A 15,636-nucleotide genomic window follows, 5' to 3' on the forward strand; every position below is an offset into this window, starting at 1 on the left:
CGGGCCGTTCGCTCACATGCCCAGATCGCGGGCGATGATCATGCGCTGGACCTCGCTGGTGCCCTCGCCGATCTCCAGGATCTTGCTGTCCCGCCAGAACCGGGCGACCGGGTACTCGTTCATGAAGCCGTATCCGCCGTGGATCTGGGTCGCTTCCCGGGCGTTGTCCACCGCGACGGTGCTGGCGTGCAGCTTGGCGATGGCCGCATGGCGCTTGAACGGCTCACCGGCGAGCATCCGCGCCGCCGCGTCGTAGTACGCCAGGCGGGCGGTGTGCGCCTTCATCTCCATGTCGGCGATCTTGAACTGGATCGCCTGGTAGTTGCCGATCGGCTGGCCGAACGCGTGGCGCTCCTTGGCGTACCTGACCGACTCGTCGACGCAGCCCTGGGCGAGGCCGACGGCGAGCGCGGCGATGGCGATCCGTCCCTCGTCGAGGATCCGCAGGAACTGGGCGAAGCCCCGGCCCCGCTCGCCGAGCAGGTTCTCCGCCGGCACCCGGCAGTCGTCGAAGGTCAGCTCGTGGGTGTCCGAGGCGTTCCAACCGACCTTGGAGTAACCAGGTGCGACGGTGAACCCGGGCGTGCCGGAGGGAACGATGATCGTGGACAGCTCCTTCGCACCGTCCGGCCGGGTGCCGGTGACCGCGGTGACGGTGACCAGGGCAGTGATGTCGGTGCCCGAGTTGGTGATGAACGCCTTCGAACCGTTGATCACCCACTCGTTGGTCGACTCGTCCAGCACCGCCCGGGTCTGGGTGCCACCGGCGTCCGAGCCGAAGCCCGGTTCGGTCAGCCCGAAGCCGGCCAGCGCCTCGCCGCTGAGCAGCTTCGGCAGCCACCTGCGCTTCTGCTCGTCGGTGCCGAACCGGAAGATCGGCATGGCGCCGAGCGAGACCGCCGCCTCCAGGGTGATCGCCACGCTGGAGTCGACCCGGGCCAGTTCCTCCAGGGCGAGGCAGAGCGCGAAGTAGTCGCCGCCCATGCCGCCGTGCTCCTCCGGGAAGGGGAGCCCGAACAGCCCCATCTTGCCCATCTGGCGGATCACCTCGTACGGGAAGGTGTGCCGCTCGTAGTGTTCGGCGATGACCGGCGCGACCACGTCCCGGGCGAAGTCCCGGACGCTCTCCCGCAGCGCCTCTTGCTCCTCGGTGAGCCGGAAGTCCATGGGTTCCTCCTGAGTGGACGGGCTGCCGGGCGCTCGTGACGCCGGGTGCAGCGGGGTCGTGCCGACGTCGTGGCTCAGACCGGGGTGACGCCGTGCCGGCGCCGGGAGAAGTGCCGCTCCTTGCTCCGCGCGGCGGTGAACCGGCGGACCAGTTCGGCCCGCAGTTCGTGCGGCTCGACGATCGTGTCGACCACGAGTTCACTGGCGAGCCGGACGACGTCGATGTCCCGCTCGTACTCCTCGCGCTTCGCGGCGACGAAGGCGGCCCGCTCGGCCTCGTCCTCGATGGCGGCGATCTTGTTGGCGTAGACCGCGTTGACCGCCGCCTCCGCGCCCATCACCGCGATCTTCGCGGTGGGCAGGGCGATCGTCGCGTCCGGCTCGAAGCCGGGGCCGGCCATCGCGTACAGACCCGCGCCGTACGCCTTGCGCACCACCACGCAGATCTTCGGTACGGTCGCCTCGGAGATCGCCGTGATCATCTTGGCCCCGTGCCGGATGATGCCCTGCTTCTCCACCGCGCTGCCGACCATGAACCCCGGCACGTCGGAGAGGAAGAGCAGCGGCACGTTGAACGCGTCGCAGAGCTGCACGAACCGGGTCGCCTTGTCGGCCGAGTCGACGAAGAGCACCCCGCCCTTGAACATCGAGTTGTTGCCGACGACGCCGACGACCTCACCGTTCAACCGGCCGAAGCCGATGGTCAGTTCCTTAGCCCAGAGCGCCTGGATCTCGAAGAACGAGCCGTCGTCGAGCAGGCCCTTGACGTACCGGCGCATGTCGAACGCCTGCCGCTCGCTCGCCGGCACCAGCGCGGCCAGATCGGCCTTGGCCGGTGCCTCGACGGCGGGTGCGGCCGGCGGCGTCTGCGTCCAGTTCGCCGGCAGGTACGACAGGTAACGCTTGACCACGTCGAGCGCCTCGGCCTCGGTCTTGCAGAGGAAGTGGCCGACGCCGGACTCGGCGCAGTGCACCTTGGCCCCGCCCATCGCCTCCAGTGTGGTCTTCTCGCCGGTGACCATCTCGACCATCCGGTCGGAGCCGAGGTACATGCTGGCGTTGCCCTCGACCATCGCGACCACGTCGCAGAACGCCGGGATGTACGCGCCACCGGCGGCGCTCGGCCCGAACAGCGCGCAGACCTGCGGGATCGAGCCGGACGCCCGGACCTGGTTCCAGAAGATCTTGCCGGCGCCCCGCCGACCCGGGAAGAGCTCGACCTGGTCGGTGATCCGCGCGCCGGCCGAGTCGACCAGGTAGACCATTGGCACACCGGTGTCGTACGCCCGCTCGATGATCCGGATGATCTTCTCGACGGTCCGCGCGCCCCAGCTCCCCGCCTTGACCGTGGAGTCGTTCGCCATCAGGCAGACCTGCCGTCCACCGATGGTGGCGGTGCCGGTGACCACACCGTCCGCCGGCAGGCCCTCGGCCATCGCGTTGGCGTAGAGGCCGTCCTCGACGAAGGACCCCTCGTCGACCAGGAGCGCGACCCGCTCCCGGGCGAAGAGCTTGCCCTTGGCCGCGTTGGCCGCGTGGTACTTGTCCGCACCGCCGGCCCGGGCCCGCTTGCGGAGCTGCTCCAGTGCCTCACCGTCGAGCGTCACGCCGACTCCCTCGCCGCGTTGCGGGCCCCTGGCCCCACCGACCTGAACGATCGTTAGGCTATCTGATCCGCGCCCCTTCCGGCGAATCCGGACGCCGGCGCGTCCGGTCGCCACGGTCCACTCCGTTCCGCCGAACCGGTGGCGTCCGGCAATGCGGATGGCGCGGCATCGGCGGAACGGAGCGGGGCGGTCGTTCAGAGCGGGGTCAGGCGGGAACGGGGGCCGGCCCGGAGAACGCCGGAGGGGAGTTGCCGTCCGACGAGCCGCTCGGCCAATTCCGCCACCTCGATCAGGGCGTCCAGGTCGATGCCGGTGTCGACACCCATGTCGTGCAGCATGTGCACGGCCTCCTCGGTGGCCAGGTTGCCGCTCGCCCCCGGCGCGTACGGACAGCCACCGAGACCGCCGACGCTGGCGTCGAACTCGGTCACCCCGAGTTCCAGCGCGGTCAGCATGTTCGCCAACGCGGTGCCCCGGGTGTTGTGGAAGTGCAGCAGGACCGGGACGTGCGCGTTGCGGTCGCGTACCTCGGTCAGCAGCTCACGGACCCGACGCGGGGTCGCCATGCCGGTGGTGTCACCGAACGCCACCCGGTCCGCGCCGTCGCGGACCACGCGGTCGACGATGCCGGCGACCCGGCGGGGGTCGGTGTCCCCCTCGTACGGACAGCCGAAGCTCGTCGCCACGATCACCTCGACCTGCGCGCCCGCGCCGTGCAGCAGGTCGATCAGCTCGGCGATGTCGTCCAGCGACTCGTCCGTGGAGCGGTTGACGTTGCGCCGGTTGTGCGTGTCGCTCGCCGAGACCACCACCTCGATCTCGTCGAAACCGGCGGCGAGGGCACGCTGTGCTCCCCGACTGTTCGGCACCAGCGCGGAGTAGCGCACTCCCGGTGCCCGCGCCGCCCGCTGCCACACCTCGTCGGCGTCGGCCATCTGCGGGATCGCCTTCGGATGCACGAAGGACACCGCCTCGATCCGCCCTACGCCGGTGCCGGACAGGGCGTCGAGCAGCCGCACCTTGGCGTCGGTCGGGATCGGCTCCTCGTTCTGGAGCCCGTCGCGCGGCCCGACCTCGCGGATCGACACGGAGTCTGGCAGTTGGCTCATCGGTCACCTCACTGTGACGTGGGTCTGTGGTCCGCCCGGTGCCCGCACCGACCGGGTGGCGACACCGCCGGGTGCCGGTCACCGTCCCTCGCGGGACGAAGCGCCGCCGGGCACCGGGACGACGTCCCTCCCAGGGAAGCAGAGGCGGGGTGGCCGGTGCCAGTCACCGGGCCGCCGGAAGCGCGCCGCAGCCCCTCCCACTCCACCGCCCGGTCCGGTTCCGCGTCTAGCCGAGGCCACCGGGACCGGGTCGCACCGCCGGTGCGTCGCTCACCCGATCGGGTTAGCCCGTCCGTTGCGTCCTGTCCGCCGCTGCGTCGGATCGGCCCACCGCAACGGCCAAGCCCGGTAGGCGTGATGGATCGTCTCGGTGATGGTCGATAGGTTGGGTCACGGCGTGACGGTCGGTGCCGGAGTCCGGCACCGACCATCCCTACGCCGTCCGGAATCAGCGCTGCGACGGTCCTTCCAAGAGCTCAGCAGCGCACCGGAACGTGGTCGAGAGGGCACCGGCGCAGGCGCTGATGTCCTCTCGGCCCGACACCGTGGCGACCACCACTGCGGCGTCCGCCCCCAGGGAGGCCACCCGCAGCCCCCGGACCGTCCGGTCCCGGGTCGTCGGGCGACGTCCCGCGTCGTCGTCCATCCACCGTCCTTTCGTTGATCCTTCGTTGCCGGGCCGGGACGCGGGCGCACTTCCGGCGGACCGGAGAACCACTCGCCCGCGCCGTTCGCTGCCCGCTTCTCCAACGATCAACGGGCCGGCCGGCACCCCTCGGTTGGCCGGATGACGAGGACTTTTCTGGCCGGCTTTTCTGGCCGGATCCGTTGCCGGCAAAGCTGATCGGCCGGCCGAGGGAACGCCACGTGTCCTATCCGGACGACTGCTCGGCGGCCGGTCCCCGACGACGGGGACCATCGGCCGCAGTCATTGCTGCGAAGAGGTACAAATACGGTCCGAGTCATGTGCTCTTGGAAGGACCGACATGACGAACGACAACGGCGTGCCGTCCGGGCGCCGGCGGCGGACCCGGCACCGGCTGACCGACCGTGACCGGCTCGCCGAGCAGCTCACCCGGCACTGGGGCGACAGCGCGGTGGCGACCTACGCGCTGGCGGTACGGGACCTGGTGGAACAGCACGTCCGGATCGGGCCGGTCGACACCTGGCGGCGGGCCGCCGTCGAACTCGCCTGCGCCCAGGCCCGGCCGGAGGGCGAGCAGGCGGTCCACCGGGCCGGCAAGGACGAGGGAAACCTGAGGAGGCTACGCAAGAAGCTGTCGTGGAACTTCGGCGTACGCAGCCGGGGTCCGCGCTGGCCCCTGGTGGAACTGCTGGTCCGGCACCTGGTTCCGGCCGAGGAGCAGCGGGCGACCCGGATCCGGCTGGCCGACCTGCACCGGGCGGCCCGGGGCCGTCACCCGAAGGGTTTCCGCCCGGACGTCCTCGGACCGGTCGAGGCGTCCACCGCAGAATCCGGCGGGGCCGTCCTGGTCGAACTGCTCGAACGGCAGAAGGCCGAACTCAGGGATCGGTTGGACGCCAGTCAGGCGGAGAACCTGCGGCTCCGGGCCGATCTCGCGCAGCTGACCGACCGCCTGTGGCAGGTCGAGCCGCCGTCGGACGAGGTGGGCCGCAGCTCGCCACCGTCGCGTACCAGCCGGAACGAGGGGCACTTCGGCCACCTGACCGGGCTGGACGAGGACGCTCCGGTACGCCGGAAACCGAGCCGGGCCGACCTGGTGGCTCCCCGGTCGTCCGGCACCGCCGGGGTGACCTTCTGGTTGGAGGGTTTCGGGCACGACGGGGCCCGGAAGACCGCTGGCCCGGTCGACCGCCACACCCCGTCGCCACGCCCGACCGCCCGGTTCCCGCAGCCGGGAACCGGGCGGCCCCCCGCGCCGAACACCGCCTGGCGGCGACCACCGGCTTGAGGGCGACCACCGGCTTGAGGGCGCCCACCGGTCCCCGGCGGGCGGGCGACCCGACCGGGGGACCGGTGACCGGTCAGCACGACCGGTGCGGTCAGCGCATGCGGCCGACGATGCCGGTGTCGTAGTCGCCGGAGACGAACTCGGCGTTCTCCAGCAGTTCGGCGAAGAAGGGCAGGTTGCACTTCGGACCGACGACCTCGAAACCGGCGACCGCCGTACGGGCCCGCTCGATCGCCTCGGCCCGGTCCGCGCCGAAGACGATCAGCTTCGCCATCAGGGAGTCGTAGAACGGGGTCACCGTGTTACCGGCGACGTAGCCGGAGTCGACGCGGACACCCGCACCGGTCGGCTCGGTCCAGGTGCTGACCACCCCCGGGCCGGGCAGGAAGCGCTTCGGGTCCTCGGCGTTGACGCGCAACTCGATGGCGTGCCCGCCCGGGTTGAGCGCGTCCGGGTCGAAGGTCGGCGCGAGGCCGGCGGCGACCCGGAGCTGCTCCTCGACCAGGTCGATGCCGTAGACCAGTTCGGTCACCGGGTGCTCGACCTGGAGCCGGGTGTTCATCTCCAGGAAGAAAAACTCTTCGGACGCGGGACCGGACCCCTCGACGTCCCGCTGACGCGGGACCAGGAGGCACTCGACCGTGCCCGCGTTGCGGTAGCCGACCGCCTCGCCGGCGCGGACCGCCGCGGCGAGGAACCGTTCCCGCAGCTCCGGGGAGACCGCCGGGGAGGGGGACTCCTCGACCAGCTTCTGGTTGCGCCGCTGCACCGAGCACTCCCGCTCGCCGAGAGCCACCACCCGGCCGTCGGCCAGGCCGAGGATCTGCACCTCGACGTGGCGGACCCGGGGGAAGTACCGCTCGATGAGCACCGAGCCGTCGCCGAACATCCGCTCGGCGAAGCTCCGCACCTTGTCGAACTCGGTGCGCAGCGCGGTTTCGTCGGTCGCCACGCCCATGCCCATGCCGCCGCCACCGGCTGCGGCCTTGACCATGACCGGGTAGCCGATCTCCGCCGCCGCGACCACCGCCGCGTCGAGGTCGGCCGCCGGGTCGGTGGTGCCGGGCGCGACCGGAACGCCGGCCGCCGCCATCAGGTTCCGGGCGTTGATCTTGTCACCCATCGCGGTGATCGCGTCCGCGCCGGGTCCGACCCAGATCAGCCCGTGCTCCTCGACCGTACGGGCGAAGTCGGCGTTCTCCGACAGGAAGCCGTAGCCGGGGTGGATCGCCTGCACGCCGGTGGACTTGGCGGCGGCGAGGATCGCCTCGACGTTACGGTAGCTCTGGGCCGGGTTGGCCGGTCCCACGCACACCGCCTCGTCGGCCTCGGTGACGAACGGGAGTCCCGCGTCCGCCTCCGAGTGGACCGCCACCGTCCGGATCCCGAGCCGCTTCGCGGTACGGATGATCCGGCGGGCGATCTCGCCGCGGTTGGCGACCAGCAGCGACTCGATCATGTTTCCTCCAACGTCCTGGGGTGGTGGACGTTGTCAGGAAACCACGTGCCGGCCGTCTCCTACGAGTCGGTGCGCGCGAGCAGCGCGCCGAGCGTCGCGCCGCGCAGCAGTTCGGCCCGGCGGTGCCGGTCCACCTCGCCGCCGAGGAAGGGGGTCGAGTTCATCAGGCCGAACGCGGCGTGGGCGAGCACCCGGGCCTCCCCGTCCGGCAGGCCGGGGTGGAGCGTGGTCAGCACGTTCACCCACTCCTCCACGTAGAGACGCTGCAACCGGCGGATCGTCCGCCGGGGCTCGTCGGGAAGGCGGTCCAGCTCGTTCAGGTGCAGCGCGATCACCGCCGGATGGGCCAGCGCGAAGTCCACGTGGAAGTCGATCAGCGACTCCAGCACGGCACGCGGGTCGTCGGGATGACCGCCGGCCCGGTCCCGACCGCCGGCGAGCAGCCCCTCGCTGACCGGGATGAGGGCGGCGGCCAGCATCGCCTCCTTGCCGGCGAAGTGGTGGTAGAGGGCCGGCCCGGTCACCCCGGCCGCCGCGCCGATGTCGTCCATCGAGACGCCGTGGTACCCCCGGGCGGCGAAGAGGCCGACCGCGATGTCCAGGATCTCGTCCCGGCGGGACCGCCGCCGGCCCGTGCCCGTCGTGCCGTTCGTCCCGCCGCGCGCCGCCTGTTGCTCCACCGTCACCCGGCAAGCGTAGTCCGATGTCAACCGCCGGCGGGTCCGCCGGTTCGCCCGGGCCGGCGGCATGGCTGGCCCCGACCCGGTCCCGTCGCCGTGACCGTCGTCCGGCCGGGGCGCCGTCGGCCGGGGACCCTCACGGGTTGAGGCCGCCGGGCTGGTCGCCCCGGACGACGGGTGCCCGGACCAGGTTCCCCCACTCGGTCCACGACCCGTCGTAGTTGCGCACCTGCGGATAGCCGAGCAGGTGCCGCAGCACGAACCAGGTGTGGCTGGACCGCTCACCGATCCGGCAGTACGCGATGACGTCGTCGTCCGGGCTCAGCCCCAACTGGTCGGCGTAGATCGCACGCAGCTCCTCGGGGGACCGGAAGGTCCCGTCCTCGTTCGCCGCCGACTTCCACGGCTTGTTCACCGCACCGGGGATGTGTCCGCCGCGCAGCGCGCCCTCCTGCGGATAGTCCGGCATGTGCAGCATCTCGCCGGTGTACTCGCCGGGGGACCGGACGTCGACCAGCGGTCGGCCGGCCGCCACGTGCGCCATCACCTGCTCGCGGAACGCCCGGAGCGGCGCGTCGTCCCGGGTGGGCACCGGGTAGTCGGCGCGCGGCCGGGTCACCTTGTCCCGGGTCGTCCCGCGTCCCTCGGCGATCCACTTCTGCCGACCCCCGTCGAGCAGGCGGACGTCCCGGTGTCCGAAGAGGGAGAAGACCCAGAGGGCGTACGCCGCCCACCAGTTGAAGTTGTCCCCGTAGAAGACCACGGTGTCGTCCCGGCCGATGCCCTTGGCGGCGCACATCTCGGCGAAGCTCTTGGCGTCGAGGTAGTCCCGGGTGACCTGGTCGTTCAACTCCAGGTGCCAGTCGATTTTGACTGCCCCGGGGATGTGGCCGGTGTCGTAGAGGAGCACGTCCTCGTCGGACTCCACCACGACCAGGCCCTCGGTGCCGAGGTGTTCGGCGAGCCACTCGGTGGTGACGAGACGCTGCGGGTCGGCGTACGACTGGAGACGGGGGTTCGGGTCGCTCGGCACAGCCATGAGCCCCAAGGTACGCCCGATCCGGACGAACGGCGCGGAAACGTCTCCGCCCGTGGTGCGCCGTGTTCAGGCCCGTCGGTGCACCAACCGACCGGCGACCACGGTGGCGACGCACCGACCGTCGTCGGTCAGGACGGCCAGGTCGGCCCGCCCACCCGGGGCCAGCGTCACCGGCCGGGTGCCGGCCAGCACGGCCACGTCACTCCGCTCGATGACGGCCCGCAGGCCGGGCTCGTCGATCTGGGCCGCCAGCACGGCGGTCGCCCCGAGCCGGAACAGCGCGTGCACCCGTTCCCGGGGGGTCGCCGCCGACGGGAGCGGGCCGGGGTGCACGCGGCCCGGTCCGAGCGTGCCGGTCCACCGCCGTACCCGGGCCCCCGGGTGCGCCGCGAGCAGGTCGTCGACCGGCCCGACGGCGGCGATCCGGTCCCCGCTCACCACGACGGCCCACCCGGCCACCGGTCCGTTGTCGGGGCCGGGTCGCAGCAGGGTGGCCGCGTGGATGGTGGTCGCCACGACGTCAGTCCGCGACCGGGCCGAGCTGCGGCCGCTTCGCCGTCACGAGGTCACCCGAGGACCGGCCGGTCAACCGCCGCCTGATCCACGGGGCCAGGTGCCGGCCGGCCCAGCGCAGGTCGGCCGCGCGGGCGGCCAGCCACGGCGTCGGCTCCGGATGCGGGGGAACCAGCAGCCACTCCTCGTCGCAGCCGACCCCGAGCGCGGTCAGCACCTGCCCGGCCACCCGCCGGTGCCCGGCCGCCGACAGGTGCAGCCGGTCGGTGCTCCAGAGCAGCGGATTGAGGTAGGTGTCGTCGGCGTACAGGTCGACCAGGATCGCGCCGTGCCGCTCGGCGGTCTCGCCGACCGCCCGGTTCAGCAACTGCACCCGGGGCGCGACCATGCGCTGGCCGGGCAGCCGGGCCATCACGTCGGCGAACCGGAACAGCAGTACGTCCGCGCCGTCGGCCCGCAACTGCCGGACCGTGTCGTCGAAGCGGCTGACCAGCGCCTCCGGGTCGAAGCCACGACGCAGCACGTCGTTGCCGCCGGCCGCGAAACTGACCAGGTCCGGGCGCATCGCCAGCGCGGCGGGCACCTGGTCGGCCACCACCTGCGGGAAGAGCTTGCCCCGGACGGCGAGGTTGGCGTAGCGGAAGTCGGGACCGGCCCCGACGGCGAGCCGGGTGGCCACCAGGTCCGCCCAGCCCCGGTAGGTGCCGTCCGGGTACGCGTCGTCCATGCCCTCGGTGAAGCTGTCCCCCACCGCCACGTAGCTGCGCCAGCGCACGTCGTCCCTCCCCGTCGTCCCGGTGTCGTCGAATCCCGGTGTCACAGCGGCAACCAGTCTCGCACCGTCCGCGCGGGGCAGGGCATCGACGTAGGCCCGAACGTGGGCCACCACACCCGACAATTCGGATGGCCGAGCCGACCCTCCGTCGTACGCTGCGCCCATGATGTTGCGGATGTCGACCCTGCTGCTGCGGACCCTGCGGGAGGACCCGGCCGACGCGGAGGTGCCGAGTCACCGGCTCCTGCTGCGCGCCGGGTACGTCCGCCGGGCCGCGCCGGGCGGCTACACCTGGCTGCCCCTCGGCAAGCTCGTCCTGGACCGGGTCACCGAGATCGTCCGGTCGGAGATGACCGCGATCGGTGGCCAGGAGGTGCACTTCCCGGCGCTGCTGCCGGCCGAGCCGTACCAGGCCAGCGGGCGGTGGACCGAGTACGGCGACGACATCTTCACCCTGGCCGACCGGCGGGGTGCGCCGCACCTGCTCGGCCCGACCCACGAGGAACTGGCCGCGCTGCTGGTCAAGGACCTGTTCACCTCGTACCGGAACTTTCCGGTGACGCTCTTCCAGATCCAGACCAAGTTCCGCGACGAGGCCCGGCCCCGGGCCGGACTGCTGCGCGGACGCGAGTTCCTGATGAAGGACGCCTACTCGTTCGACCTGGACGAGTCGGGCCTGCGCGAGGCGTACGCCCGGCACCGGGCGGCGTACCAGCGGGTCTTCGACCGGTTGGGGCTGGAGTACACCGCGGTCACCGCGATGTCCGGGGCGATGGGCGGTTCCGCCTCGGAGGAGTTCCTCGCCGCCACGCCGGTCGGCGAGGACAGCTACGTCGCCTGCACCGCCTGCGACTATGCGGCCAACACCGAGGCGGTGACCACGCCCGCCCCGCCGGCCGGCGACCCGGACGCGCACCCGCCCGCCACCGTCCACGACACTCCGGACACCCCGACCATCGCCGCCCTGGTCGACCTGGCCAACACCCGCCGCCTCGGTGGCCGGGACGACTGGACCGCCGCCGACACGCTGAAGAACGTCGTGCTCTCGGTCCGTCGACCCGGCGCGGACGAGGCGGAACTGCTGGTGGTGGGGGTGCCCGGGGACCGCGAGGTGGACCTCAAGCGGGTCGGTGCGGCACTGCACCCGGCGACGGTCACCGTCTTCGACGGTTTCGCCGACCGGCCGGAGCTGGTCCGGGGCTACATCGGTCCGCAGGTCATGGCGAAGCTCGGGCTCCGCTACCTGGTCGACCCCCGGGTGGTGCCCGGCACCGCCTGGCTGACCGGGGCCAACGAGCCGGGCCGGCACGCGGTCGACGTCGTCTGTGGCCGCGACTTCCTCCCCGACGGCACGGTCGAGGCGGCGGACGTACGCCCCGGCGATCCCTGCCCGGCCTGTCCGGACGGGCAGCTGAGCATGCGCCGGGGCATCGAGATCGGACACGTCTTCCAGCTCGGTCGCCGGTTCACCGACGCGTTCGCGGTGGACGTGCTCGGTCCGGCCGGCAAACCGGTCCGGCCGCTGATGGGCTGCTACGGCATCGGGATCTCCCGGCTGGTCGCGACCATCGCCGAACAGCACCACGACGAGCGGGGGCTGTGCTGGCCTGCGGCGGTTGCGCCGTGCGACGTACACCTGGTGGCGGCCGGAAAGGGGCCGCAGCTCGACGCGGCGCTCGACCTGGGCGGACGCCTCGCCGCCGCCGGACTGCGGGTGCTGGTCGACGACCGTACCCACGTCTCGGCCGGGGTGAAGTTCACCGACGCCGAGCTGATCGGCATCCCGCGCACCGTGGTGGTCGGCCGCCGTATCGCCGACGGGTACGTGGAGCTGCGCGACCGCGCCCGTGGCGACCGCACGGAGCTGCCGGTGGTCGAGTTGACCACCGCGCTCACCGGACTCGCCGCGATACCGCCCGACCTGGTGTAGCAACGCCGCGACTGGGTACCGCTGTGACATCTGCTGGGTCAATCCTCGGAGGCTCTCGATGTCCGGTTACCGGGTCAGTGACGTGATGACCCGACAGGTGGTCTACCTGTCGACGGAGACGCCCCTGGACGAGGCGGCCAGGGTGATGAAGGAGGCGGACATCGGCGACGTGGTGGTCACCGAGGGCGCCACCCTCGCCGGCATGCTCACCGACCGGGACATCGTGGTCCGGGCGGTGGCCGAACGCAGCGATCCGGCGACGACCACGATCGGTTCGATCATCACCCGTGAGGTGGTGATGATCGAACAGCACTGTTCGGCGGCCGAGGCGGCGGCCCTGATGCGCGACCGGGGCGTCCGGCGGATCCTGGTCTGCGACACCGACCGCAAGCTGGTCGGCATCGTCTCCCTCGGCGACCTGGCGATGCAGTTGGATCCGAACTCGGCCCTCAGTGAGATCAGCGAGAAGGCGCCGGTGGTGTGAGGTGGTGGTGGTCTGAGGTGGTTGCAGGGGACCCCTCCTACCGTTTTTTGCCGAGGAAGGGTCCCCTGCAACCACCCCGGCGGGGTTGCGCGACCACGCCGGAAGCTCCGCGACGCCGGTAGCCTGGCGGGATGCCCGAGATGCCGGCCAGGCTGGCCGAGATCGTCGACGAGTTCGCCGCCGCTCCACGCGAGGTGGTGCTCGAAATGCTGTTGGAGTTCGCCGACGTCGTCCCTCCGCTTCCACCCGACCAGGTGGGCCACGAGGGCATGGAGCAGGTGCCGGAGTGCCAGACGCCGTTCTTCCTCCGCGCCCGGGTCGCCCCGGACCGGACGGTGACCACTCTCTTCGACTGTCCGCCGGAGGCTCCCACCACCCGGGCCTTCGCCGGCATCCTGGCCGAGGGGCTGACCGGGGCCAGCGCGGACGAGGTGCTCGCCGTCCCGGACGACCTGTACCAGCGGATGGGGCTCGCCCAGGCGATCAGCCCGCTGCGGGTACGCGGCGGCACGGCGGTCCTGGCCCGGCTCAAGCGGCAGGTACGCGGACAGGTCGGCTGAGGCGGTTCCCCGGAGCGATGGCACGGCGGGAGCTGACCACCGGTCCCGGTTCCGGGAACAGATCCGCCGGACGGCGGGTTGACCCGGGGCATGGAGATCGAGGTCTACGCCGACGTGGTCTGCCCCTGGTGCTACGTCGGGAAGCGCCGGTTGGAGCAGGCACTGGCGGCGTACGAGGGTGCGGTGACCCTCCGCTACCGGCCGTTCCAGCTCGACCCGAGTCCGGTGTCCGAGCCCCGGCCGCTGATCGAGGGGTTGGGTGCGAAGTTCGGCGGGGTGGAACGGGCCCGGCAGATGGCCGACCATGTCGCCGGGGTGGCCGCCGGGGTCGGACTGAAGCTGGACTTCGACCGGGCGGTCACCGCGAACACCTTCGACGCGCACCGGCTGATCCGGTTCGCCGACGGCCAGGGCCGGGCGGCGGACATGATCGAGGCTCTCTTCCGGGCCCACTTCACCGACGGCGTCGACATCGGCTCGCGCCCCGCCCTCGCCTCGCTCGCCGCGACCGTCGGCCTGGACGCCACCGAGGTCCGTGACCTCCTCGACTCGGACACCGGGGTCGCCGAACTCCGCGCGGAGCTGGCGGAGGCCCGGAGCATCGGGGTGAGCAGCGTGCCGACCTTCGTCCTCGCCGGGAAGTACGCGGTCAGCGGCGCCCAGGAGCCGGAGACCCTCCTCGCCGCCCTGACCGAAGTCGCACGCCGGGAGTCGTCAGCCGACTGACCGGAGCCGCACCCGCACTCGGGCCGGGCCGGATGTTTCACGTGCAACAACATCGAGCAATGCTGATCACTCGACGGGCTTGGCCAGCCCCTCGATCACCTGCGCGTGGGGCAGGGTACCGAGTGCCGCCCCCGGCAACGCGATCTTGCTGTGCCGTACGCCCGACCCGACGATCACGTACGGCACGGCGACCACCCGGCTGTCCACCAGCACCGGCCACCCGTCGGGCAGCCCGATCGGGGTGATGCCGCCGTACTCCATGCCGGTCAACTCGACCGCGTCGGCCATCGGGGCGAAGCTCGCCTTCCGCACGTCCAACGCCCGCCGGGCCACTCCGTTGACGTCGACCCGGGTGGTGGCGAGGACGACACACGCCGCGTAGCGGACGCTGCCCTCCCGTTTGCCGGCCACCACCACGCAGTTGGCGGACTCGTCCAGCCCCACCTCGTACGCGGCGCAGAAGGCGGCGGTGTCGGCGAGCGTCGCGTCGATCGGCGCGACCGACACGTCCGCCGGGTCGACCGGACCGTCGGCGGGCCACCGTCCGATCGCGGCGGCGACCGGTGGCGCGAGCAGATCCGGCCGGGTGCGGGCAGGCTCGGTCTTCAGCGTTCCCATCACGCCGGCGATCCTCGCACCCGGCCAGCGGAAACACCCGCCGGGGCCGGCGCGGCGGGGCGGTGGGCCACCCGAGCGCGGTCAGTTGCCCGCGAGGAACCTCTCCGGCGCGAAGGGGCGCTCCGGTGGCGGGCCGGGTCGCAGCGTGTCCGGGCGACGGGTGTCCAGATCCTCCAGCGCGTGCCGGACGGCAATCCGGATCACGCCGTAGAGGAAGACGAATCCGGCGACGTACAGAATCGTGACTAGGGCCATGGTGAGCATGCGGCCACGGTAGGGCGAACGTGAGCCGGGAACGGGTTCATCCGGCCAGCGTCCCTCGGACGGGTGCCAGGCGGTGGCCGGCCGGTGATCAGCGGGCCGCCCACGAGAACCACGGCGAGCGGACCGCGCTGCTGCCCCCCGTTGGTGCGGCAGTGCGGCGCTCGCCGCGGCCCCGCAGGCCCAGCCGGTACGCACGACCAGTCCGGCCAGGGCTGGTCCGACCAGCGACGGTACGACCCCGGCGGCGGCGAACACAGCGAATATTCGCGAGCGGCAGCACCCATCCTGCGTCCTCAACCCGACTTCAGGTCAACCCACCGCAACCCGGATCTCGCGTCCCGTAACCGGTCACTCCCGGCCGTCGCCGCCCACGCCGCAGCCGGGGCGTTCCCGTCAGGCCGTCTCCATCGCCTCCCCCACGCCCCGGGCCAGCCCGGACAGGTGCTGGTCGGCCAGGAGGTGGCCGGCGGTGATGACCAGGGCCAGCGGCCACTCGATCACCTGGAGCGCGGCCAGCACGCCCACCCCCGCGTAGTAGGCGACCTTGTCCGGCGGCAGCGTCACCTCACCGAGCAGCGGGACGTCCACCCGCCGCTCGTACGAGCGGACCCGCTCACGCGCCTCGTGCCGGGCTGGTGCTCTCATCTCCGCCTCCCCGCGTCGGCTCTGCTGTCGGACAGGGCATTCCACCCCCGCCCCGGTTCATGCCGCCGCACCGGCAGCGGACGGCACCGGCCGCCGCGCATGTCGTGTCCCCCGCGTCCAGGTCCC

17 protein-coding genes are annotated in these 15,636 nt (G+C 72.2%); 5 read left to right on the forward strand and 12 right to left on the reverse strand.

From position 1 onward, the window contains the following. Positions 1 to 12: 12 nt before the first annotated feature. From QSK20_RS11940 to QSK20_RS11955, 4 genes are all read right to left on the reverse strand, one after another. Positions 13 to 1,167: an acyl-CoA dehydrogenase family protein gene (locus QSK20_RS11940; RefSeq protein WP_285788646.1), complete on the reverse strand. Its 1,155-nt coding sequence runs from the start codon at positions 1,165 to 1,167 to the stop codon at positions 13 to 15. 74 nt (positions 1,168 to 1,241) lie between these two features. Further along, positions 1,242 to 2,774, reverse strand: a complete 1,533-nt coding sequence (locus tag QSK20_RS11945; RefSeq protein ID WP_285788647.1) for an acyl-CoA carboxylase subunit beta — start codon at positions 2,772 to 2,774, stop codon at positions 1,242 to 1,244. A 194-nt stretch (positions 2,775 to 2,968) separates the two neighbouring features. Next, a complete protein-coding gene (locus QSK20_RS11950; protein WP_285788648.1) occupies positions 2,969 to 3,883 on the reverse strand; it encodes a hydroxymethylglutaryl-CoA lyase in 915 nt (304 codons plus the stop codon). A gap of 448 nt (positions 3,884 to 4,331) precedes the next feature. Then, the gene (locus tag QSK20_RS11955) at positions 4,332 to 4,529 is read right to left on the reverse strand and encodes a hypothetical protein (protein WP_285788649.1); all 198 of its coding nucleotides are present in this window, start codon (positions 4,527 to 4,529) and stop codon (positions 4,332 to 4,334) included. 340 nt (positions 4,530 to 4,869) lie between these two features. Between QSK20_RS11955 and QSK20_RS11960 the strand changes: the two genes are divergently transcribed. Further along, positions 4,870 to 5,817, forward strand: a complete 948-nt coding sequence (locus QSK20_RS11960; RefSeq protein WP_285788650.1) for a hypothetical protein — start codon at positions 4,870 to 4,872, stop codon at positions 5,815 to 5,817. Positions 5,818 to 5,908: 91 nt separating this feature from the next. Here the strand turns inward: QSK20_RS11960 and QSK20_RS11965 are convergent, their stop codons facing one another. From QSK20_RS11965 to QSK20_RS11985, 5 genes are all read right to left on the reverse strand, one after another. Further along, positions 5,909 to 7,276 (reverse strand): acetyl-CoA carboxylase biotin carboxylase subunit, encoded by a 1,368-nt coding sequence (locus QSK20_RS11965; RefSeq protein ID WP_285788651.1) that lies wholly within the window; start codon positions 7,274 to 7,276, stop codon positions 5,909 to 5,911. A gap of 59 nt (positions 7,277 to 7,335) precedes the next feature. Continuing rightward, positions 7,336 to 7,962, reverse strand: coding sequence for a TetR/AcrR family transcriptional regulator (locus QSK20_RS11970; protein ID WP_285788652.1), 627 nt, complete (start codon positions 7,960 to 7,962; stop codon positions 7,336 to 7,338). 130 nt (positions 7,963 to 8,092) lie between these two features. After that, a complete protein-coding gene (locus tag QSK20_RS11975; RefSeq protein ID WP_285788653.1) occupies positions 8,093 to 8,995 on the reverse strand; it encodes a sulfurtransferase in 903 nt (300 codons plus the stop codon). Positions 8,996 to 9,061: 66 nt separating this feature from the next. After that, positions 9,062 to 9,511, reverse strand: coding sequence for an imidazolonepropionase-like domain-containing protein (locus QSK20_RS11980; protein ID WP_285788654.1), 450 nt, complete (start codon positions 9,509 to 9,511; stop codon positions 9,062 to 9,064). 4 nt (positions 9,512 to 9,515) lie between these two features. Then, positions 9,516 to 10,283, reverse strand: a complete 768-nt coding sequence (locus QSK20_RS11985; protein ID WP_285788655.1) for an SGNH/GDSL hydrolase family protein — start codon at positions 10,281 to 10,283, stop codon at positions 9,516 to 9,518. 163 nt (positions 10,284 to 10,446) lie between these two features. Between QSK20_RS11985 and QSK20_RS11990 the strand changes: the two genes are divergently transcribed. The 4 genes from QSK20_RS11990 to QSK20_RS12005 all read left to right on the forward strand — a co-directional run bounded on the left by QSK20_RS11990 (position 10,447) and on the right by QSK20_RS12005 (position 13,983). Further along, positions 10,447 to 12,213, forward strand: coding sequence for a proline--tRNA ligase (locus tag QSK20_RS11990; protein ID WP_285788656.1), 1,767 nt, complete (start codon positions 10,447 to 10,449; stop codon positions 12,211 to 12,213). 58 nt (positions 12,214 to 12,271) lie between these two features. Then, complete coding sequence (locus QSK20_RS11995) at positions 12,272 to 12,697, forward strand: CBS domain-containing protein (protein ID WP_285788657.1); 426 nt, start codon at positions 12,272 to 12,274, stop codon at positions 12,695 to 12,697. A 131-nt stretch (positions 12,698 to 12,828) separates the two neighbouring features. Continuing rightward, positions 12,829 to 13,257, forward strand: a complete 429-nt coding sequence (locus QSK20_RS12000; RefSeq protein ID WP_285788658.1) for a SufE family protein — start codon at positions 12,829 to 12,831, stop codon at positions 13,255 to 13,257. 90 nt (positions 13,258 to 13,347) lie between these two features. Next, positions 13,348 to 13,983, forward strand: coding sequence for a DsbA family oxidoreductase (locus tag QSK20_RS12005; protein ID WP_285788659.1), 636 nt, complete (start codon positions 13,348 to 13,350; stop codon positions 13,981 to 13,983). Between the two features lie 66 nt (positions 13,984 to 14,049). On the opposite strand, the gene QSK20_RS12010 is transcribed toward QSK20_RS12005, so the two are convergent. The 3 genes from QSK20_RS12010 to QSK20_RS12020 form a co-directional block, all read right to left on the reverse strand. Then, complete coding sequence (locus tag QSK20_RS12010; protein ID WP_285788699.1) at positions 14,050 to 14,601, reverse strand: YbaK/EbsC family protein; 552 nt, start codon at positions 14,599 to 14,601, stop codon at positions 14,050 to 14,052. A gap of 81 nt (positions 14,602 to 14,682) precedes the next feature. Beyond that, positions 14,683 to 14,865 carry a hypothetical protein gene (locus tag QSK20_RS12015; RefSeq protein WP_285788660.1) on the reverse strand — a complete coding sequence of 61 codons (183 nt, stop codon included), beginning with the start codon at positions 14,863 to 14,865 and terminating at the stop codon, positions 14,683 to 14,685. 393 nt (positions 14,866 to 15,258) lie between these two features. After that, positions 15,259 to 15,510 carry a hypothetical protein gene (locus QSK20_RS12020; protein WP_088981351.1) on the reverse strand — a complete coding sequence of 84 codons (252 nt, stop codon included), beginning with the start codon at positions 15,508 to 15,510 and terminating at the stop codon, positions 15,259 to 15,261. Between the last annotated feature and the right edge of the window lie 126 nt (positions 15,511 to 15,636).

The organism is Micromonospora sp. NBRC 101691, from assembly GCF_030269285.1.
GTDB classification, from domain to species: Bacteria; Actinomycetota; Actinomycetes; order Mycobacteriales; family Micromonosporaceae; genus Micromonospora; species Micromonospora echinospora.